Annotated in this window: 18 protein-coding genes and 1 pseudogene; 15 read left to right on the top strand and 4 right to left on the bottom strand. The window is 62.3% G+C overall.

The annotated features are described in order from the left end of the window. Nucleotide 1: 1 nt before the first annotated feature. The 4 genes from INQ48_43535 (at nt 2) to INQ48_43550 (ending at nt 7,338) form a co-directional block, all read left to right on the top strand. The gene (locus INQ48_43535; GenBank protein ID QRF63268.1) at nt 2-4,702 is read left to right on the top strand and encodes an S-layer family protein; all 4,701 of its coding nucleotides are present in this window, start codon (nt 2-4) and stop codon (nt 4,700-4,702) included. A gap of 97 nt (nt 4,703-4,799) precedes the next feature. Next, nucleotides 4,800-5,069, top strand: coding sequence for a hypothetical protein (locus INQ48_43540; GenBank protein ID QRF63269.1), 270 nt, complete (start codon nt 4,800-4,802; stop codon nt 5,067-5,069). Nucleotides 5,070-5,139: 70 nt separating this feature from the next. Further along, entirely contained in the window at nt 5,140-5,895 is a 756-nt protein-coding gene (locus INQ48_43545; protein QRF63270.1) for a Crp/Fnr family transcriptional regulator, read from the top strand. A 147-nt stretch (nt 5,896-6,042) separates the two neighbouring features. After that, nucleotides 6,043-7,338, top strand: a complete 1,296-nt coding sequence (locus tag INQ48_43550) for an EAL domain-containing protein (protein QRF63271.1) — start codon at nt 6,043-6,045, stop codon at nt 7,336-7,338. A gap of 163 nt (nt 7,339-7,501) precedes the next feature. Here INQ48_43550 and INQ48_43555 read toward each other — a convergent pair whose 3' ends face one another. Next, nucleotides 7,502-8,914, bottom strand: a complete 1,413-nt coding sequence (locus tag INQ48_43555; GenBank protein QRF63272.1) for a DUF3987 domain-containing protein — start codon at nt 8,912-8,914, stop codon at nt 7,502-7,504. Between the two features lie 1,133 nt (nt 8,915-10,047). Here INQ48_43555 and INQ48_43560 point away from each other — a divergent pair. The 3 genes from INQ48_43560 to INQ48_43570 all read left to right on the top strand — a co-directional run bounded on the left by INQ48_43560 (nt 10,048) and on the right by INQ48_43570 (nt 12,589). After that, nucleotides 10,048-11,157, top strand: a complete 1,110-nt coding sequence (locus tag INQ48_43560; protein ID QRF63273.1) for an inovirus-type Gp2 protein — start codon at nt 10,048-10,050, stop codon at nt 11,155-11,157. 590 nt (nt 11,158-11,747) lie between these two features. Further along, nucleotides 11,748-12,170, top strand: coding sequence for a hypothetical protein (locus INQ48_43565; protein QRF63274.1), 423 nt, complete (start codon nt 11,748-11,750; stop codon nt 12,168-12,170). Nucleotides 12,171-12,202: 32 nt separating this feature from the next. After that, nucleotides 12,203-12,589 (top strand): hypothetical protein, encoded by a 387-nt coding sequence (locus INQ48_43570; GenBank protein QRF63275.1) that lies wholly within the window; start codon nt 12,203-12,205, stop codon nt 12,587-12,589. Nucleotides 12,590-12,879: 290 nt separating this feature from the next. Here the strand turns inward: INQ48_43570 and INQ48_43575 are convergent, their stop codons facing one another. From INQ48_43575 to INQ48_43585, 3 genes are all read right to left on the bottom strand, one after another. Then, on the bottom strand, nt 12,880-13,506 hold the full coding sequence (locus tag INQ48_43575; GenBank protein ID QRF63276.1) for a hypothetical protein: 627 nt from the start codon (nt 13,504-13,506) through the stop codon (nt 12,880-12,882). 109 nt (nt 13,507-13,615) lie between these two features. Then, nucleotides 13,616-13,900: a hypothetical protein gene (locus tag INQ48_43580; protein QRF63277.1), complete on the bottom strand. Its 285-nt coding sequence runs from the start codon at nt 13,898-13,900 to the stop codon at nt 13,616-13,618. A 354-nt stretch (nt 13,901-14,254) separates the two neighbouring features. Next, entirely contained in the window at nt 14,255-15,157 is a 903-nt protein-coding gene (locus INQ48_43585; protein QRF63278.1) for a hypothetical protein, read from the bottom strand. Nucleotides 15,158-15,673: 516 nt separating this feature from the next. Between INQ48_43585 and INQ48_43590 the strand changes: the two genes are divergently transcribed. From INQ48_43590 to INQ48_43625, 8 genes and pseudogenes are all read left to right on the top strand, one after another. After that, nucleotides 15,674-16,528 (top strand): NERD domain-containing protein, encoded by an 855-nt coding sequence (locus INQ48_43590; GenBank protein QRF63279.1) that lies wholly within the window; start codon nt 15,674-15,676, stop codon nt 16,526-16,528. An 808-nt stretch (nt 16,529-17,336) separates the two neighbouring features. Beyond that, entirely contained in the window at nt 17,337-18,047 is a 711-nt protein-coding gene (locus INQ48_43595) for a hypothetical protein (GenBank protein QRF63280.1), read from the top strand. Nucleotides 18,048-18,208: 161 nt separating this feature from the next. Next, nucleotides 18,209-18,664 (top strand): annotated as a pseudogene (locus INQ48_43600) (transposase). Between the two features lie 610 nt (nt 18,665-19,274). Continuing rightward, nucleotides 19,275-19,952: a YqaJ viral recombinase family protein gene (locus INQ48_43605; protein QRF63281.1), complete on the top strand. Its 678-nt coding sequence runs from the start codon at nt 19,275-19,277 to the stop codon at nt 19,950-19,952. Between the two features lie 158 nt (nt 19,953-20,110). Continuing rightward, nucleotides 20,111-20,701 carry a hypothetical protein gene (locus tag INQ48_43610; GenBank protein QRF63282.1) on the top strand — a complete coding sequence of 197 codons (591 nt, stop codon included), beginning with the start codon at nt 20,111-20,113 and terminating at the stop codon, nt 20,699-20,701. Continuing rightward, entirely contained in the window at nt 20,698-20,964 is a 267-nt protein-coding gene (locus INQ48_43615; protein QRF63283.1) for a hypothetical protein, read from the top strand. The genes INQ48_43610 and INQ48_43615 overlap by 4 nt, the downstream gene beginning before the upstream one ends. Beyond that, nucleotides 20,961-21,188 carry a hypothetical protein gene (locus INQ48_43620; GenBank protein ID QRF63284.1) on the top strand — a complete coding sequence of 76 codons (228 nt, stop codon included), beginning with the start codon at nt 20,961-20,963 and terminating at the stop codon, nt 21,186-21,188. The genes INQ48_43615 and INQ48_43620 overlap by 4 nt, the downstream gene beginning before the upstream one ends. A gap of 99 nt (nt 21,189-21,287) precedes the next feature. After that, nucleotides 21,288-21,701: a hypothetical protein gene (locus INQ48_43625; protein ID QRF63285.1), complete on the top strand. Its 414-nt coding sequence runs from the start codon at nt 21,288-21,290 to the stop codon at nt 21,699-21,701. The last annotated feature ends 38 nt before the right edge of the window (nt 21,702-21,739 follow it).

Genomic DNA, 21,739 nt, shown 5'->3' on the forward strand with positions numbered 1-21,739 from the left:
CATGAAGAAGACTCGCAATCTCCAGTCGCGTGCCGTCAAGGCGCCGGCACTCAGCCGCGTCGGCCTCGCGGTGCTCGCCAGCCTGGCAGCCAGCGGTGCGATGGCCGCGCCGCTCGAATCGGGCGCGACCACCACCATCAACGCGACGACCTCGACGGCAACCGCCTCGGGCTTCCTCACCGTGGATTCGGTGCAGACGAAGACGCAGCCTGTGTCGGCGACCGCCTCCGGTCAGCAGATCGGCGTCACCGTCGATGGCGTCCAGACCGGCACCTCCAACACCACGACGCAGAACAAGGTGAACGCCACGGCCAAGGCCAACGAGTTCTCCAACGCGATCGATCTGTCCCTGACGGGTAGCACGATCGTGCTCGACGGGGCGGCATCGCTGGGCGTGCAGACCAATACCGGCACCATCACCAGCAACGCGAACGGCAACTCGGTCGGCGTGAACCTCAATGGTTTCTCCTCGGGCGAAGCGTCGAACACGCAGAACACGGTATCGGCTACCACCGTGATCAATGGCGGCGCATCCTCGGTCGCAGGTACCGTCCCGGTCGACTACGCTTCCGCGGCGCCCGGCACGACGTCGAGCACGCACGCGGCCGGCAACAACAGCAGCCAGGCATCCGGCAGCATCGTCGTCACCACCGCTCAGCAGGGTGTCGGTGCCGCATCCTCCGCGAACGCCGGCGGCAACTCCGTCACGCTCGATCTGACCGCCGACGGTGCGAACGCCGTGAACTCGGCACCCGCTCTCGACGGCAACACCGTCTCGGCCACGCTCAAGGGAAATGCGGCGACCAACACCGCCTCGATCCAGGCTGGCGGCGCACCGACCTTCGCCGGCTCGGCCGTCGTGAGCAACCTGCAGCTCAACCAAGGCGCGGCTGTGACGCACAACGCGTCGAACACCCTAACCTCGATCGACGCGACCATCGGCAGCAATGGCACCGGTACGACCAACGTGCTGAATGGTGCGCTGTCGGTCCAGGGCAACACGGTCTCGAGCGCAGCGACTGGCAACGAAGCACTGGGTGCCGCTGGCGTGGCCGGCAACCGCATCGTGCTGGCCGACGGAATCTCCGTCGCCGGTTCGGGCGCGCCGACCGTCAACAGCAGCACCTACAGCGCCGGCAGCCAGAGCTCGCAGCTCGGTGCCGACCTCGCGATCCTGAACACCCAGGGCAACGTCGGCGTCTCGCTGCAAGGCTCCACGAATGCCGCAAGCGTGACCGCCACCGTGCAGTCGATCGACGGCGGTGCGTCGACCGTCGCGGGCAATGCGATCACCTCCGCAGCCACCGGCAACGCCGCATCCAGCGCGATCGCGACCGGTCAGAACGGCGCAACCTTCTCGGCCACCGCGGCACTCGCCAACCAGCAGAGCAACTATGGCGGCGGTGTCTCGGCCGTGACCGCACCGTCGATCATCGGTGCCGAGACCGGCCTGGAAAACGGCACCACCAAGGGCAGCACGGTGGCCGTCGAGCAGAACCGCACTGCTGCCTCCGCCTACGGCAACAGCGCCACGCAGAGCCTCTCGCTGGCCGCCAACGCCTTGCCGCTTAGCGCCGGCGCCACGGTCGTCACCGGTGGTCGCACGCCCGATGGCAACGTCTCGGCCAGCGGCGCGGCGACGATCACCAGTCTGCAAAGCAACTACGCGAGCCCGGTTTCCGCGACCACGGCTGGCTCCTACGTCGGCGCCTATGTCGACTCGCGCGGTACCGGTGGCGACACCATCACGGGCAGCACAATCGGCGCAAGCAAGAACACGCAGGAGGCGGTCGGCCTTGCCAACAGCGCATCGAACGCCCTGTCGCTGACCGGCACCAGCATCGGCTCCGGCGCAGGCGTCGCGAACATCCAGATTGTGGACGCGGCTTCGCCCGTGAATACCCAGCTGGTCGGCTCCGCCGCTGCCGTCTATGCCGGCACGCACATCGCGGACACCAGCCTGAGCCTGTCGGACAATCTGCAGCGTTCGATCGCCTACGGCAACTCGACCGGGAACACCCTGACGGTCGCAGCCAATGGGGCGACGGTGCCCACTTCGGTTGCACCGGCATCGACGCTGTCGAGCACGCCGAGCCTGGGTGGAACGGTGACGGCAGCATACGGTCTGCTGAACAACCAGTCGGCCCTCGGCGATGTGGACGCGCAAGCCATCGGCTTTGGCGGCCCCCTCGGTGCAGTGACGGTCCTGCTGGAAGGCAATGCCACCCGCAGCCAGATCGCCAACCAGGGCAATGCCTTCGTCGCGGCCGCCTACGGCAACGATGCGAGCAACGTCGGCAGCGTCAATCTGGGCACCGGCGTCGATGCCGCGGGCGCGGCGTCCATCGCCAACGTCACCAGCGCGCAGACCGCCAGCGGCGCCGTGTCGGCGACGGCAACCGGCGGCTCGGTCATCGCCACCGCGATCGAAGACAACGTCTCGGCCTCGACGGTAGCCACCTCCGGCAACCAAATCCAGGCCCTGGCTTTCGGAAGCCGCGGCACGAACAGCCTGAGCGCCTCGGGCAACGGCATCGAAACTGTGTCGGCCACGCCGCTGACCGGTGCGACCTCTAACGCCGGCACGCTCACGACCAACGCAGCCTTCAGCGTGCAGAACGCGCAATCGGGCGCAGGCTCGGTCACCGCAACGCAGCGCGACGGGGTCTTGGTCGGTGGCACCGCCGCCGGTATCCTTACCGCTGTGGGTGGCAACGTGACCGGCTCGAGCATCGCCTCGAACGACAACGTCTCCAGCGCTTCGGCAACCAGCAACGCCGCGACGAACAGCCTGAGCCTGTCGGGCAACGGTCTGTCGACCACCACCGCCTTGCAGAACTCGCAGACGACCAGCGCCAACGTCAACGCGCTGATCGGCCAGGCCGGTGTCGCTGGAAGCGCCGGCACGTCGCCGGAGCCGTTCTCGTTCAACGCGACCGGCAGTGCCCTGACCGGCACCTTCTCGGGCACGACGGCAACGCTGACCGGCGGTACGCTGACGGTAGCGACGTCCACGCTGACCCCGGGCCAGATCGCCTACCTGACCGGCAACGGCTGGACGATCACAGGCGGCAACATCAGCGGCTCGGCGACCATCCTGGGCACCATCCCGCTGTCTGCCTACACGTTGATCGCGGAAGGTGGCTCGGCATCGCTGTCGGCGACGATTCCGGGTACTCCTGCGACGGCCAGCGTCCCGAACCAGGGCGGCGTCATCCTGGCCGTCTCGGGTTCAGTGACCGGCTCGCAGTTGTCCGTCGACGGCAACAGCAACACGGGCTCCGTCACGGGCAACAGCGCGACCAACACCTCGAGCGTCGCCGGCAACGCCGTCGCAGCCGGCAGCGGCCGCACGGTGGCGAACGCTGGCGCCCTCGTCACCGGTTCGGGCGCGCAGGCTGACAACGCGCTGTCGAACGTGCAGTCGGTGACCGGTGACTCGGCACTGGTGAGCAATGTGTACGGCAGCTTCGCCGTGGATACCGTGGCTGGCTCGGCCATCGGCAACTCCACTGTGAGCGTGTCCAACAACAGCCAACGAGCGAGCTCGGTTGCCAACACGGCCACCAACACCCTGGACGTGAGCGCCACCAACCTGGCAGCGACCTCCGCGCTGGCATCGCAGCAATCGAGCGCCGCCTCGGTCGCCGCGACCTCGGACGCGGAACTGTATGCACCAGGCGCAGTGTCGGGTTCGTCGGTGGCTCTGGCCAACAACCGCAACGTGTCGCTGGGCGTGATCAACGACGCGACGAACGCGCTGACGGTCACCGCGGGCAACGCGACGCCGGTCGGTGCCACGACCAACGCCGTTCTGAACGCTGCGGGCGCCACTGGCGACCATGTGCTCAGCAACAGCCAGGCTGCGTCCACCTCGGTCGCCAGCACGGCGAGCACGCGTCTGTACAACCAGGACCGTGTGGCCACGGCCACCACGGGTCTGGCGGACAGCACGTTCTCCATCACCGGCAACGCGACCACGGCGGAGGCATCGGCCAATCGCGCGGACAACAGCGCGACGCTCTCGGGCGCCGCACTGCAGGGTAGCAACGTTGGTCTGAGCAACGCGCAGACCAGCAGCGCCGCCGTCAACGCGACGTCAAGCACCACCGCGGGTTTCAACCTCGAAGGTGGCGTGCCGGCGGCAACCGCCGCGCTCAACAGCGGGCTGACCATCGACAGCAATAGCACGACGGCGCTGGCACGCGGCAACGCGGCAAGCAACGTGCTCAACGTGTCGGCGGGCAGCAGCTACGCGACGCCCGCACCGTTCGCCGGCAGCACCGTCGGCGCCTCGCAAGCGACCGCCGCCGTGCTCAACAACCAGGGCAACACGGGCAACGTGAGCTCGTTCGCCACGGCCAGCTACCAGGTGGCCCTGAACGCGACGGCTCCCGTGCTCGTGCCTGGCGTGAGCGGCAGCACCGTGGCCGTCACCGGCAACACGACGGCTGCGCAGGCGTACGGCAACATCGCGACCAACAGCGTCAATGTGAGTGCTCCGAGCGCAAGCCGTCCGACGGCCGCGGTCGGAAACTTCCAGACCAACAGCGGTACGGTCGTGGCGACTGCCACCAGCGTGAACTACGGCATCGGCGTCACTGGCGCGGCCACGGGCAGCACGCTGCGCGCGGCAGGCAACCAGGTCAACGCCACGGCCGTGGGCAACTCCGCCGTGTCGACGATCGCGTCGGTGCGGTGATCTAGTTTCGCCCCTCCCCCGGCGGACGGTTTGCTGCCGGGGACTTTTGCTCAAACCGCTTCGGCGGTTTGAGCCTTTTGATTCGCCGGTTCTTCTCTTGAATCCCTGCATCTTCATCAGAGCCCAATTTCCCGATGTCGCGCGTCGCCGTTGTGCCGCTTCGACCTCGTCGCGCTCGGACGCGGTGGATCTGACGCACCGAGTGAAGGCATACGGCCCGGTCGACGATCTCTCGCCATCCCCTGGCGCGTTCGTTGCCATTCCAACCTGTCACTTCCTGTCCTTCACACAGCTGCTGCAAAGAGAAAAAACAGCTTCGATTTCCATCAACTCCATCTCATCAATCACGGAAAAGCCGGGACCCTGACGTCCAGCGATACAAGTCCCTTCGCGGGACGAGCTGGCGTACGGGGAGGGGAGTCCGTATCCGTTCCAGCATGTATCTGCATCCACTTATTGCCACGCTGCCCGACAGCGAGCGTGCGCTGCTTGTTCAAAGTACCGAACTGCGGGACTATCGTCGCAACGACGTCGTCCTTGCAGTAGACCAGACCTCGGAGCATGTCTATTGCGTCGCCAGCGGCTTGCTGCGCGTGGTGGTCCATGGCAGCGACACCGGCAGCGAAGGCGTCACAACCGATTTCGTCAGCAAGGACGACTTCTTCTTCGGTACATCGATCAAGGAGGACAGCTTCGTGGCGCAATCCACGTTGATCGCCGCCCTCCCATCGTCCGTCTACCTGATACCCATCAGCGTCCTGCGGCGTCTTTGCACGCTCTTTCCACAAGTCGCGGTAGGTCTGCTTGAGCCGGCCCTGAAGCGGATATCCATGATCCGCGGCCAACTGAGGCGAATCTCGTCGCTCTCGCCGGTCGAGCTGGTCGGGCGGGTCCTTCATGAACTGACCCACCTGGCCCCCGCAGGGGCTGATGGATACGACAAGCGGATCACACAGGCCGTGATCGCCTCCTACGCCGGGCTCTCCCGGGAGGGGGTGAACAAGGCCATGCGCGAACTCGAGAACCGCGGGCTCGTGCGTCGCGACGACGAAGGTGTGCACGTGCCGCCGGGGTTCGCATCGACAGACTTCGGCGCTCTGGAGTCGGACGCGGAAAAACACGACGGGAAGGATGCCTCGCGTCTTCGGCTGCAGGACCTTTCGGATCGTCAGCGATCGCGCCGCGGCAGCTGAGCCCGCTGCGGCGCGACTCCTCCGCAAGCACGAAGCCCACGACGCGCCGCAGAATACGCGGGTCATCGAAAAACAAGAATAGTCAGGGAGCTGGTTTTCGCTGTGCGCATCGAAGGATCCGCACCGCCGCGAATCGAAGAGAGATAGATGAACAATGTCCAGGATCCGCTCACCGGTTTGCTCGCCCGCCAGAGCTTCATGGTCGTTGCTTCCGATTGGCTCCGCTCGCAGAGGGGACCGCGTCAACGGCTGGTGATCATCGAAGTCTTCGGTCTGTCCATCATCAACGAGACGCAGGGCCTCGCATCGGGCGACCAGATCCTGCGCGACGTCGCCTTCTGGCTCGGGTCCAGGTTCGATCCGACCCAGTCGGTCCTCGGGCGTTGGGACGGCAACAAGTTCGTCGTGCTGTACGAGGCATGCGATACGGAATGCTTCCTCGCGAGCGTCCACCGTGCGAGTCTTGGGTCGATCGGTCTCGCGACCGACCTCGGCAGGCAGGCCGAAATGATCCGACTGCATGTGGGACTCTGCGACTGTCGCTCGCTTGATCTCGACGATCTCCTGACCTTCGCCAATGAGGCCCTTCATGAATCCGGCAGGTCCGCGACGGCGCCGGCCTATCGGTTCGATGAAGCGATGCATCGACGCCTTCTTCGGCGCCAGGACGTCGAGAAAGACCTGGCATGCGCCATCGAATCGGGGGCCATCGGCTTGTGGTACCAGCCTATCTTCAGCGGTGACGGTCGCAGGATCCAGAGTCTGGAGGCCTTGCTCCGCTGGCACCATCCTCGGCAGGGCTGGACGTCGCCCGAGGAGGTGGTCCACGCCGCCACTCTCATGGGCATGGGCGAGACGCTCCTGCAGCATATCCTTCAGGAGGTATGCCACGGCCTGCATTCGCTCTCGCAAGCCGACGCGGGCTTCGACAGCGTGCCCGTCGCGATGAACGTGTCGCCTCGCGAGATAGGGAGCCTTGCCTTGCGCGATGTGCTGCTGCCCACACTTCGGCGCGAAGGCATCGCGCCCGAACGTCTGAGAGTGGAGATCACCGAGGAAAGCGCACTGGATAGTCCGTCGACGTCCGTCCAGCTCGAGGCGCTCTCGGACGACGGCATAGGCATCGCCGTGGACGACTTTGGTACCGGGTACTCGTCCCTGGCAATGCTGGACGCGAAGTACGTGAGGCAGGTCAAGATCGACCGACTGCTGATAGCGGACCTTCACAAGTCCGATCGGCGCAGGCTGTTGGTAGGTTCGATCATCAATCTTGGCCAGGCCCTGGGCTTGGAGGTGGTGGGTGAGGGAGTGGAGACGGTCGAGGAATATGAACACCTCCGATCGCTCGGCTGCCCTCTGGTCCAGGGTTACTACTTGGCGCGCCCGAGCCCGTTGGAATCCTTGATCGCCCAGGTTCGTCGCACAGGGGCCGGGCTGGGCTAGGTTCGCCCGGTCGTCATGGCCTTCGCGCGCGGGATTTCTCAAGGGCGATGCGGGCATGCCTGCCCGACGCGTTCGCACGCTCGGGACGGCCTTTCGCGGCCAAAGCCATTGCGCAGATCCCTCGCGGGAGGGCTGTCTCGTGCACATCGTTCGCAGCCTGCGTCTAGCGCCAGGGATTCGCCGCCACGAGGGCACGACCGCCGCGCTTCTGCAGCAGCGCGATCCCCTGGTGGATCAGGACCTGCAGCGCTTGATCGAAACGAGCCGTCGACAACGGCACGGCGCACCACTTCCTTACTTCCGCGCGCGCCATATACCCCAGTCCACGGTAGGCGATGGTGTGCAAAGCGTTCGCGACGATCTCGGAATCGACGATGCGCTGATCGCCGGGTTGACCCGCGCCGAACCGCGCCAGGAATTGATCCAGATGCCAGTAGCCGATCTGCCGGGCTCGCTCGAGAACGTCGACCTGCAACGGGCCTTGGAACTCTTCGACCTTGTGGAGCGTGCCTGCGACCCGGGCGATCTGCTCGGCGGTCTTGCCGGCATGTCCCGCGACATCGTTGAGGATCCTGCCGCGTCCCAGGTTTGCTTGGATTTCGTTATAGATGTCGTCGAAGTAGCGCGCCGCCGCTTCGGAGAAGGCGATCACGCAGCGAGCCTCGTCCGCCTCGCGACGGCGAGCACCCTGCTCGAACAGCTCCCGCATACGACAGCCCATGGCGTCGATGTCGTCGTAGCTCAGCGGGCGATCCGAGCGCAGATAGCGACCTCCGAGCGTCGAATGGGGTACGGTCAACAACATGCGTGCCGTTAGCCCGCTTCCATGGGCGAGATGGCCCGTGCGGGCGAAGATGCTCTGCAGCACGGGGCCCTGGAGGGCGAAGTGGCCGCAGACGCGGTAGTCGCTGAGGACGACGCGCTCTTCCTTGACGCGATCCTTGACGAGCGGCGTGGAGTCCCAGGCATTGTTGAGCAGGTCGGTGGAGCGGCCGAGTCGACCGTTGAGCAGACCGCCGGCCTCGGTCGAAGTGATGAAGATCGACTTCGACCCCTCGCCGATCAGATTCTCCAACGCGCCAGGGGTGATGTTGTCGACGAGCATCTTCGGTTCGCCAGCTTGGGCCGGCCGGCGTGCCATCAGCTCCCGGTGCTCGTTCTTGAGGGCGTCGAGATCCTCGCCTTCGCTGGCGGCCTGGTCGAGCCGCTTGTTCAGCACGCGCATCTGCGCCTTCCACGCAGCCTCCTCGGCAAGGCGATCGAGTCGTGCCAACGCATGACGCTCCTGCAGTGCGTCTTCGTACTTGCGCAGAAACCCCACAAACGGGCGCGAGGCAGTGTCCTTGCCCTCGCTGGAATCCGCACTGACCAGATCGAAGGACGACACCGGCGAGGGCGGACAGCGCGGGCGCTGGATGTCTACGTTGTCCTGTGCGCCTACGTGCGCGATCGAGCGGGCATAGCTTGCGATCATCTCGACGGCGACGCCGGTGTTGAACGAGTGCTGGCACACGGCGGGCGCCAGCACGGGACCCAGAGCGTTGACCGGATAGTTCGCCGGATTCGGGTAGTTCAATGCGGGCGAATAGGTGCGTGCAGGGTACGGGTCCACGGGATACATAACAGTCGTCGTCCTTGTCAAAAAATATCGATGACTTGATTGGACTATCGGTTCGAGAAGGGGAGAAGCGCGTCAGCTGTCGGAGTGCGGTGAGCGACAGCACCTTCCAAAAAGCATCTCGTAACGATGCACATCGAATCTCGCATGATCGAATGAAGTCAAGACGAGCGACTGCCTTGGCATCGTGCGCTCGCGTCGTGCTTAGGCACGAAGGCCAGGTAGTAGCGCTACCTGGTCTTGGAAACTACTCGACGACACCGCCGCTTCGCGGCGAGCACACCTCGTCCTTGGATATCCGCACCCAATGCCGAGCTATGTACATATTTGACCTGCATGCGTGATGCAGGGAAACCGTCACCGGTCGGCCACTCATGGTCTTCCCCGAGGCAGCGCGCTCTCGATCGATGGCAGAGACAAGACAAGACAAGGCCGGCATCGCGCGATGTCGCCTCGTCCGTGTGACGCGGGCAGCCATCGATCCCCCCGCATGCCTTGAGGCAATCCAGCTCCAGCCGTTGTCCGCTTAGGACCGCCGAAAGGAGGGACTGCGACCGACGGGAACCAACTCGACCACCTGTCGGGGCAGCTTCACGGCGCTGACGCTCACGGATGCACGACGTGTGCTGAGCGAGTTGCCCAAGGGGATAGCACGTGTACTTGTTGCGCGGCGAACTCGAATTGAACAATCGATTCGTCTCTGCAGCAGGTCCTAACTCGACAAGCTGCAGCCCACTCGAAACAGAAGGAGTTGCCGAGCAAACCAACGATCCCTCGTGAGAGCGCCCGTACCAAACCTGGTCGGGTGTTTAGGAACGTATGTTATCCAAGGAATAGCTATTTACAGAGAAGGATATTCAACAACGCTACAGGAGGATATTGCCGAGTGTTCCATATGGCACTCGAATGGAAACACGCAGGCTGGTACAGCCTGAGCCTCATCGACAACCAACTACATCAAGCAACCACTTTCGGGTACCACAAGCAATACCCCTCCAGCATCGAGCCACCGAAAACACACGACCGAAACAAGGCATTCGAGCAAGAACCCAAGAACTGCAGAAGCAAAGAACCAACGAAAGCAGAAAACCATGTTCTCATTAGAACAACTCGATCAGTTGATGGAGTCCGAGGCATCGCCGCGTCACGTCATCGGCGACGCACCCCAGACTCTGATCCGTACGCAAGAGTACCGGGTGTCGCGGAGTGTCCGCAGGATTGCCCAGTTCGTTCGCAAGATCACGGACACGAGCGATCCCTTGTTCACCCTCAGCCCCCGACCGACGTTCCCGCGAGTGAGAAGCTCCTTGCTTGGGGACCGGTTGCAGGAAGCCGTGTGCAAGGATCTGCGCGAGTTCCAGGAATACTTCCCCTGCCACGCCTACAACCCGTACATCGAATTGCTGAGCAAGGCGATCGATGCCAATCCCAACATCCTCAATGCATTTCTCGACCTCAAGCGCGCCAGGGGCGAAGAGGCCCAGGAGATCTTCCGTGTGGCGACGCACTTCGTGGAGTGGCTGCGTCAGGCGGCCGCGACGAAGGAGTTCCTGGCCGAGTTGGACGCGCGTCGTCGCCAGTGCCAGAAGAACGACGCGTCCGCCGCCAAGTACATCGACGAGATCTTCACCTATCGGGCCTCGAAGAATCTGGCCGTCCGCATCGACCTGGTGGTCGGCTGCGAGGATCCAGACCGTCGAGGCATCACGAGCACCGTGGACGCGCACGAGGCTCGCCATCAGTTCGATCGCTTCATTCGCCATATCCGGAAGAACTTTCCTCTGACCGGCTGGTTGTGCACCTTCGAGTACGGTTCCCTCACGGGCTATCACTTCCACCTGCTCCTCTTCTTCGATGGTCACAAGCAGTGGAATGGGGAGGCGTTGGGATACCTGCTCGGTGAGTTCTGGAAGAACAAGATCACCGAGGGCCGGGGGCGTTACTTCAACTGCAACGCGGTCGACTACGCGATGAATGGCATCGGCATGATCTGGCACGACGACGTGAGCAAGCGAGAGCTGCTCATGAGGAACGTGGTCTCGTACCTGACGAAGACCGACTTCTGGCTCAAGTTCGAAGGTACGCATAGGACCTTCTTCCGCGGCCAGATGCTCACGCAGGAGGAGAAGGACGAGATGGGCAAGTCGGGCGGTCGACCCCGCAGACAAAGCCTCCCCGATCTCGAAGCCGAGGCGGTCTGACCGAGTGACAGTCGGCGATTGGTGGACGCAGATCGCCGATCGCTGACGTTCGGGTGTGGTGTCAGCAGAGCGATATGCAGGCTCGAGTCTTCGGCTGCGCGATGTTTCGCGCTGGCGTCGTGTTCCTTGTGCGGAACGCGCATGCGAGCGACTTCGGCGACCTCGTGAGGGTGAAGACGAAGGCGGGGCGGTGCTTCGCAGGTGCTTGGACGTTTCGGAGCCGGACTGGCAGTCTGCGCCGCTGCGAGGCGGGACGGTAGGGAAGGGCACCCATCTATGGGGTGTTGTGTTCCGCGGGCGGCCTGGCGAAAGTGACGGGGGGACTTCGCCGTTCTCTCTGTCCCTCTCTCTCGTCTTCATGCATCTTGTCTCGCGTCTCGTCCTTCTCTCGTCCTTTCTCGCCTATCGGCGCAGCGAGTCCGATCGGTCGAGCGCCATCGGCGCATTGAGAAAAAGCTGTCGAGTTCGAATCGCGCTGAGCTGACGTCTCCTGGAAGAGCGAAGTCGGCCATAGACTTCATTTTGTCGCGACAACTTCTATCGCATCCGGAAATCGATCGATGCGAGTCAACCCTTTGAATTGGAGTCGAATGCAGATCTATCGAGAGAATCGGATTGCGGTGAGATTGATCGTCGAGGCGATCAAGCTGCTGATCCGGAAGAATGGCCATCGGAGCGATCGCTACCTTTCGAAGGCCGGCTGTCTGCTCTGGGAGCATCGTCATCTGCGGATGGCCCTGTTCGATGACGATGACGATGACGATGTCGGTGCCGTGGCAGGCGAGGAGTCGCACTGCGACTTGGACATCCGGACCTTCGACGGCGTGAAGGTTCTTTGCACCTACTCGGGTTCGCACGATGTGCACATGTTCGAGGCCGACCAGTGGACGGAAGCCCTGGCGCAGATGGTTCTGGAGGAGGGAGTTCTCGGTGGGGCGCCCTCGGTCTCGCAGGACCAGCCCGGTGCGCCCGTCGGACTCCCGCGACATGTTCTGCGCTCTGCCAGCGAGTAAGGCGGATATTTTTTCAACAAGGCAATAAATAGATGAACAAGACCCGCTACAACCGCCAGTACATCGCGAATCTGGCGATCTCGACCCTGGTTCCGCTGATCAAGGCCCGCGGAAAACTCGAGGCAGGCAACGCACGCCAGCCGGCCTATCGCATGCTCGAGGCCTACGGGCTGGAGATGCTTTGGATCGAAAAACGTCCCCCGCAGCTCGATGGTGCCCTGGGGCAGTCCAGCCTCGAGATCTGGACCCCGGGAGTCGGAAAGTCGCTCTTTGTGGTTTGGGCGCCGTTGCAGATCGTTGGATTCCGCGGAGGGCCCTGGGTCGATACCTTGGTCGAGATCGCTCTGCAGACGCAGCCCGATCGTGCAATCTCGGACGGCGTGAGCGGCAGCGCTGCACCCGGCGTCGCGCGCAATTGATCGCCTCGGTTGCTAGTCCACCATCGAGACTTCTGCGCGTGAGGTCACCGTCTAGCGCGCAAAGCTCTTCCTGACGATATGCAAGGACGTCTTGTGCTTGGCCGGGCGATCGCTGCGGTCATGTCGATGCTCGGCGGCCGGGCATGCCGCCGCGGACGCGTCAGCTCGAGGTCTCGCCGGAGCGGTCCGGATCTTGGGCGGGCGATCGGATGGAGCTGACGATTGGATACGGTCAACCGGGAGGGGAAGATAAAAGGCCTCGCACATGCGAGGCCGAGTGGTGGAGGGGGTCAGCCTTGCGCGTAGAAGGCTTTCTTCAACCAACCGCGGATGGTGCGGATCAGGCTGTCCTCCGCGAGCATGGGGAGACGGCTGCTCCACACGAATTCCTTGACCTTGGGGTAGATGGTGCGCGCCGCGTGCGCCGCGTCCTTCCATCCCCCCGCCGGGCACATGGAGCGGAACAGTTTGAACGCATACTCCCGGGCCGGGCGCAGGCGATCCTGACGGGTCTTGCCGCCTTTGACGCGGTCGGCGTGCCGCTTGTCGATGGCGTGCTGCTCGGCGACACGCAGGTGATCGAACGTACGGCAACCTGTATCCGCCGCCGCGAGCAAGCCGGCGAGCGATTTGGGGACACCAACGCGAGCTGCCACGCAGTGCGCGGTTGCGATCTCCAAGGCTGCGATCTGTCCACGTTTGGCGACCTTGGCGTAGCGGTCCCAATGGCCCGCGGCGGTCGGGGGGATGCCGAAACTGGGCTGGTATGCGTCGAGGTCGTGAGGCGTCGGCCGGTGGTCGCGCACATGGGCTTCGAGAGCCGCGAAGGGCACATTGGTCATCAGCGAGTCCCAGCGCTGCGCGATCTTGCGAATGCAAGCGCCAATGGGGAAAAGATGGTCATGGCTGTAGTTCATCTAGATCGGTTCTTTCCAGGTTTGAAGGCTTCGCCGAGCACTGGGGTGTGCTCGAGCGCGACACCGGTGACGGCAGGCAAAAAGGCGGGATCGGATATCTGGGTTGGAATCAGCGGTTGCTGCGGGCGGAGCGATTGCGCACCCACGTGTCGATGTCGCACGCGTGCCATCGCAGCGTCTCATGACGGCGGCAGCTTGCCTCGTGCATCGTCTCGCGGCGCGCCGGCGCCGGGAAGCTCGGGTCGTAGTGCTTCGAGCCCGGATTGAGCCGCGCCAGAATCGCCAAGTGCCGCAGTCCGATGCGTCGCTCGACCTCCCAGATGAAGAGGAGGCGCGAAACCCCTTCCTGGGGCTGAATTGCGCGATCTGCCGGCGGCAGCGCGGGGGTCGGCATGACGGAGAAGGGCGCGCACTTCGGGGGCGAGGCAGGTACCAGCGCACGGTCCGGTGCGCTGGTGCCTGATTCGGGTGCAAGGGAGCAGGGACCCTTGAACTTCGGAAGCTGCGCGCGAGCGCCTCTCGGGCTTCGGCAGTTGCCGGTTCGGGAAGGGCGCTGCCCCCGGAGGTGGGGGCGGCCTTGGCCGTAATGGTTGGGCGGGGAAAACATCGGACTCCTTTCGTAAAGAGCCCGGATCGTCCGTTTTGAGACCTTCGCTGTGGAGGCCTCGGAACGCGATCACCTGCCGCGTTTTTCACCACTTTACAGCCGTCGGCGTTTATGCTAAAGGCTTGGTAGGGGTGGCATTCTTCAGGCCTTGGACCTCACCACCTGCCGCTGCTTTTCAGGGCGCGCGGCTCGGGCGGTGCGGGCGAATTCCGGCAAGATCAGGCGTTCGGCTTGCCCGGCGGTCGTCTTCGTGAAAACCTGTCCTTCAAGGTCGGTGAACCATTTGACGATCTCCTTCCTTGTTGGATAGGTGTCGGGGTCTTTGGGGTCAATGCCTTCCTTGGCCCAGAAGAGCACCGCAGCCTTGCACATCCATTGCAGCATCGGCGACTTGTGGTCGTCGTTCATGTCTGCGAAGCCCGGCAGGTCGTTTTCGGCGCCCGGCTTCTCGCTCACCGCCAGATGTTTGCCAGGATAGTGCCTCTCCATGCGCCAGCGTCTTGCTTCCGCGCGTCTGACGAAGACGTCCTCCTTGCGCACAGCATGTTGAATGGGCCCCGCGTCGGACCAGAGCGCCCATGTTCCCCAGAACGCGCTCTGCGGATCGAGGGGGGCAAATGGTTTGCCGTCGACCATGACGGCAAAAATCGGATTCTTCCCGGCGTCCGAGGGAGCGATCCGGGAAAGGTGTGTGTTATCGCCCCTGCTTCGATATCCCATCGTCGATGCATTGACGAGGGCGGCCGGGCGATCGAGAAGTTGGCCGCAATCGGCCATTTCGAGCTTGAGAAAGTCCGGCGTCTGCATCAAGCTTGGTTCGCCTGTGATCAGTTCACTGCCTCGAGGACGTAGTACGGTTCGCGGATTGAATGGAGGCCGCTGGAAAAGAAGCTCAAGCTGTCCTGCTGCCCCGGCGCGTATCAGCTTTTTCAAGGGAATGCCGGATTCCTTCGCTTCAACCTCCAGCCTCGTGACGACGTCCTGGAGGAGGGATTCAGCTTCCTGCTTCTTGTTGTTGTCTGGACTTTCTACTGTCTCGCTCATGGCCACTTTCAAAAACGTTAGCTTTCTGATCCGGAGCAACGATCGTCTCCGGTTGCGTTGATCGACGCGAGCAGATTCTATTGGCCCTCGAAAATGTCCGTATTGGCCATCATTCGGCAATGACGAGTCGGTCGATCAATGCGGCGGTGCGGCCCGCGAATGCGTGATGTAGCGAAAGCCCGAAGCGAATGGTTGAGGGACCGAATCGATTCTGCGAAGAGGGCCGCGCTTGACGAGGTCAATATCGAAAACGAGCGGGGACGGGGAGCCGAGGCCCTTTGGAGATTGGGTAAATCGAAGGCTGGTTGATGTCGGACCGGACACGTGTCATCGGCTGCGTCACCGTTCGATTCCAGAATATTTCGATCACCTGTGATATGCCCGAGTTCGTGATTCCTTGCACGGAACCACCCTGGATCCTGGCTAGCGCGCTCGGGTATTCGCAAGCCGCGGTATTGGGCGGCGGGACCGCTGAATCCTCGCTTCTCGTATCATCGAACAGTCAGGCGATGGGCGGTGAAAATACAGAACAAACGGGAAATCGACTTGCAGCTGAGAATTTTGTCAAACCATACGGGAGACCGGATCAAGGAGCACGCTGAATTGCGTGGCAGGCGATACGAAGAAGCGAAGACTCGTCGCCAGGATTCCGAAGAGGCGCGCATTCGGGCGCGTTGGAACATGATTGCCGCACCCGTGAAAGCCTTTTCCGATCGTGAGTTCGCGAAGGGGTTGGGCCTGATCTTCGACAGCATTGTGACCCCGCTGCCTGGGCTTGCTCCGATAGCTGTGATGGAGCCTCCTGGCACCGAGGAGCAGCGGTGGACAGCGGGCCGCAAGGGCGAGTCGGATGTTACCCGTTTCCTTTCAAGAAATCTGGATGATCGTTGGATTCTTCTTGTGGGATATCAGGGCGCGCGCGGGGAGATCGATCACGTACTCATCGGACCCTCGGGTGTTTGTGCTGTCGAGGTCAAGCACTACAAGGGCCTCATCTCCTGTTCTGCATTGAAGTGGACTAGGCGAAAACGTGCCGCGAATGGATATGTATATCCCACGGAGGAAGTCCTGCAGGATGCTGGAGGGCGAAGTCCTAGCAGGCAGCTGAATGAAGCAGCGGATGCCCTACAGAGCTCGCTCGATCGAAGATTTGGGAAAGGACGTGTTCGCAGAGGAATCGTTCTCTCGAATCTAGCTGCCGAACTGGATCAGATCCACGAGTTGGGCATCGACTTCTTGACGCGTCTGAAAGGTTGGAACCTCGATAAGACTCTCGGTACCCAGCCTCGAATCTCAATGGAGACCGTCGACGCGATCGCTCGTTTCCTTGCCCAAGATCATCAACTCAACGTTTACCGAAAAAATCTATGACATGTTCAGTGCCGATCGAATGAGAACTTGCCTTCTTCCTGCTGAACAGGATGAGATGGCGAGCGTCGCTCAAAGCAGAAGGCCCTAGAGAAAAACCGATCGGGCTGGTCGAAGGAAGGAAGTAGGTGTTGGATGAGAAAAGCGTTGGTAAGCGGTCAGCCATTCGATCTTGACTGAAAAGCAAGCGCGTGCGGCTAGACTTTCGCTATCGGCCAAGAGAAGTTGCACGTCGGGTCGCCCCAATTGCTCCCAGCAGACTTTCGGGAACGGTGAGGGAGGGGTTCAATGGTGATCACGATGTATTGTTGGCGCTGCAAGGCTGACATGCCCATGCTGACCGAGGAAGAACGGCAAGAAGTCGACCCGATCAGCTACTTCGAGCAGGTGAAGAGATCGAGAAGAGACGGGATGCACATTGGCGGAAGCGCAGAAAGCGGTGGCTATCTGTTCTTGTCCGCGTAAGAGCGAATCACTGGTTTCAAGGAGACCAATTCCAATGCGCTCCTTCATCACCGGGTGAGTCAATACGGCCCACTGTGCCGTGAGTGCGCTAAACCGCTGTGCAGACCGGCTGCAAGTTGCTGCGCCTCGTGTAGTGCGCAACGGCTACGCTGACGCTCCAGGCGGGTGCTGCTCTCGCGCGAAGAAAAAGTTTGACAACGGGTTCGTCGCGGCGGCCGTGTGACCGGCTAAGTCGGCCAAGAGCAGACTGATTGCGTCAGTCTGTTTACGGGCCGGAAGATCACATTGGTCTTCCTCCGATGGCGTGTACTCCAAGTTTTCACCAGTTCTTCAAAAACGGAGACCAATGAAATCGATGACGGGAAAATCAGATGTAAGCGCGCCTTGGTTGCTAAAGCACTCGGCGCTTTCCTATACCAATCAATGGTTCATGACAGACCGCAAGTTCATGAAAGAGCTGAGAAAGAACGGCTCTCAGGCAATTGATGCTCTCGTCCTAGGAAATCTCGCGGCGAAGTACATGGTAGCGCGCGGATTCAAGACTGAGAAAGACAATCCGCTCTCGAGCAGCCAACGATGGCTGACGGCGGCAGCGCACCTCACGGCCGCCGCTCAAAGCGCGCAGCAAGCCGAAGTCAAGGTACGCAATCTCGCGATTGAATTGGGCAAGGTCTCACCGGTAAAGAGCATTACTGGAACCAATCTGCTGTCGGCCGCCACGAAGTTCTTATGGTTTGCTGGCGAGCACGAGGTGCGAATACTGGACAAGCGCGCAGTTGATGCACTCGGCCGGCTCGGAGGCGTTCGAGGCAAACTGGGTGTCGATTACGAGCAGTATGCGGCAGTCTGGAAAGACCAGTTTGATGCGCACAAGGGAGTTCTCGCGGAAGCGCTTGTTAACCTGCCTCGCCAGCTCGCGTGGACTTGCATCCCGTCCGATGCGCATGCCGAGGCAAAGGCGGTTTTTAAAGAACTTTGGTTCGCTGACCGCATTTTCGACAAGTACCTTTGGACGCTCGGGGTCGGCGCGGATGGCGGGTCCACGTCGTTTGTCTAGGATGAAGCGCAGCGATTCGGTACGCGCCCTGAGAGTCAGTTTTTCGGGGCTCAATTGTGCGTAGCCGATTTCCGCTTCGGGCCGAGGCTGTGTGAAAACCCTTACCCAAGTGCCAGTCAAAAAAAATAAATTGAGGTCAACCGTTTCGAGCGAGGTGGCTCATGAAGCGATTTATCGAAGGCGCAGACCGATACCAATTCACTTGGTTGCCGGAATGCCTACGTCGGCAAAGACAACCCGATGCGCGTCGTCGATGCGTTCGTCAACGAATTGAATCTAGGCGCTCTCGGCTTCGAGGGCGCAGACCCTGCAATCACTGGCCGCCCGGGATATCACCCATCGGTCTGCTCAAGCTCTATATCTACAGCTACTTCAGTCGCATCCAGTCCAGCCGCCGGCTGGAGCGCCAAGCCCAACGCAACGTCGAACTCATGTGGCTCACCGGCCGCTTGACTCCCGACTTCAAGACCATTGCTGACTTCCGCCGCGACAACGGCAAGGACGTCCGCAATGTGTGCCGCAGCTTCATCGCGCTGTGCCGTCAAATGAAGCTCTTCTCTCAAGCCGTGGTGGCCATCGACGGTAGCAAGTTCAAAGCGGCCCACAGCCGCGATCGCACTTCTCCCCGGGTAAGACCGACGCACGCAAGGGGCAGATAGGTCCAGACAGCGGTCGACGGAAGCACTACCTCATCGTCGCTTACGAAGTCACGAACATTGGCAACATCGCGCAGTCTGAGCGTTGGCCTTCATTTCACGCCCGCCTGGTAACGCTCAGCTCGGGCAGGCTCACGCAGCGGCTATGCGGGGCAGCACCAAGGCCGTCTGGGGCGCTGCGATCTCACCGCCTCGGAGCGATCCGTTGGTCAGGCGCCATGAATCGAACATGCCCGCGCGTCGACAGTGGCAGGGTTGTATTCGATTCCAGAAAGTTTCAATCCCATATGACATGACCGAGTTCAGTACGCATTGCACTCGCTTCCTGCTCGCGGCGGTACCTGCACTCCAACAGCATCTTTGCCGATCCACCGCCATTTGTAATCCCTAAATCACCGCATCGGAGAAAACATATTCTTATGAGTCGAAGAAAATCATCCAGTGATCGACCTGGTCGATCGTTCGGCCGACGCATCCGACCGCTAATACCAAGCCGCGAGGCGCTCATTCAAGAGGCCCCGTGTTCCGACTGGAACACGGGGCCTCTTGCATCGAGGAGGGTGGAAGCGTCATGACCCGTATGGGTTCTGCCGGCGAGCATGCCGAGATGCCCTGGGGCATCGATTCGCTCGACGCTCCCGCGGCTCTTGGTTTCAGCCCCGCGAAGTCGCCCGTACGGCTTTGGAAGGAAATAGTGGACCGCCTGGATCTGTCCCGACCCGAACTCGGCGAGAGGGTAAAGGGCGGCACATCCAGTCATTGGAGCCGAGTGATCGAGACCCTGTTGCGTGGGCACTATGCCGTGCGCACCGGATACAGATTGCAGCGCACTAAACAAAGCAGACATGCCGAACATCCTTGGATGCTTGGCGGATGGGCCGACCACGTAGCTAGATCGGCTCAAGTCGAACTTCTGATGTGCTTGTCCGTCGGGTCGTCCGAGGTCGCGCTCTGGTGCGACGAGATGCCGCTCGATATCCGAGCGTGCGCGCTCCACGAGCTTGTTGTCGCGTCCGCGAAGGCGATCGACGTCATGGTGCTGCTTGGAGGGCGCGACCTGCAGGTTCATCGCGTCCGGGTCGAACCTCGGGCAGTTGGAGAACTGGTAGCTCGCGAGGCAGCATTCTGGGAATGTGTGCAGGCGCGGCGCCCTCCATCGGCCGACATCGCCCTGGATTCCAGGGTTCTGCTCGACCTGCCGATCGAGCGCATCGACAACGAGTTCCTCGCTTTGCGGTCGTGCTCATAGCTTTCTCAACCAATCCACACCTGGCCCGCTGATGCGGGCCTTTTTATTTGTCTCGTTTCTCACCGTAAGGAGATTTCCTGTGTTTGCCAAATTCGTTTCGGCTTCGATCGACTTCGTGCGCGCCCGGCTTTCGGCGTCATCCCACCTTGGAGGCTGAAATGGGAACCTTGGTCTTTAGTGGAACAAAGCAGCAGGTCGTTCGCGAAAAGCTGCGGCGTGTGCAACGCAACTCCGCAGTGATCGCCTCCAGATTGATGGGCAACAGGCTCTGGTATCTCGCCCGGGCGGACAGGGGCGACGGCTCGACCATCACGTGGATCGGCCTGACGCTTGTCGAGAGCCGGCGGGGAGACGTTTTCGTCAAGAGCATGGACGAGGGTTCCGGGCCGTTCTTCTATGACTGCCCGCTTTCCTTCCTCGCGCAAGCCGATGCTCCTGTTGGGCCGTACGCCACGGCCTGGCGAGAGCAGGTGCGCGCTTTCCATGCGGCGCGAGCCGTCAGGACTGCCGCGATTCGCGCCGGGGCGTGTGTTCATCACGGTACCCAGGTGTTCGAGCTCGTACGTAGCCTGGGGCGTCGCGGCTGGCAGGTGCGCCGCGTGAGCGATGGCGTGATGTTCCGAATGACACGCCGGCAGCTGTCCGTGGCCGAGGTGGTGCGCAGCGACGTCCTGGAGGAAGACTCCCTCCTTGTCGGGCGACAGGCGCAACCAGGCACGCACCCCGACTCCAAGGAGTGCCTCCAATGAGCGCGTCGACACGCACGGTCGTGTTCACCGCCCAGTTGCGTATCGGCGACGTAGAGGCGCTGCGGGCGGCTGCGGCCATGCGCGCGGTGCAAGTCGGGCTCACCGCTCAAGAGTGGACCTCGATGCGTTCGGGCAGCAGCGACGACGTCGTGATGCTCCTGGACCCCGGCAGCATCGCCGCAGCGGGTCTGGAGATCATCCAGTCCCGGTGCGAGATCCTGGATTCCGAGGCCGTCGAGTCGCAAAAGGCCTGCGCGCCATGAGCGAAAGCCATCCGACCAACGTCGAGTTCGTCGTCGATCTGATGGAGCACTCGAAGCATGGGGCGCTGATCCAGGCGTTCGTCCTGCGCGCCATCGAGGTCTACGCCAAGGCGGTGTCCGTGAAGTCCCCCGAAGAAGTGGACACACCGCTGGTGGCCGGTCGGGCCTGGCACGGCTGCGCGGTGGAACTACTCGACAAGCTCGAGGGGCGCTACGGGCGCTGATCGCGCTCTTTCCTTTCCCAGGCAGATCCCGACGAAGACCTGGCTCCCAGCGGGTGCAGGTCGTCGTCGGGGTGTATGCCGCATCTCTGAACATTTCTAATGGACATCGATATCCAAACCATGAAACCCGATGAGCGCGCAGCGTTCTGGATAAAGAATCTGCAGGCGGCACGGACCCTGATGCTTTCGCTGCATCCAGGCCAAGTCGAACTGGATCACTGGAGGCATCCTTGCGGCACGATCTTCTGCTTCGGCGGTTGGCTTCCCACGGACGCGTACTTCCAAAGCCTGGGCGTGACCGCGGAGCCGATGCTGGGATATCCACAGCTGCCAAACGACGAAGATCGCTTCGAGCCCTACAAGGTAGCGCTCGTGCTATTCGGCGAGGAGGCGTTGTTCTTCGCGCGCGACTGGCTCGAGAACGAGTACGAGGCCAACTCCAGCCATACGGATCGCGACGTCGTGCTTCACCGCATCGACGCCCGGTTGCGCAGGCTTGGCGAGGAGAACTGACATGCGGCTGCTCGTTCGTCATGTCGTGCTGCACGATC

Source organism: Variovorax paradoxus (assembly GCA_016806145.1).
GTDB lineage: Bacteria > Pseudomonadota > Gammaproteobacteria > Burkholderiales > Burkholderiaceae_C > Variovorax.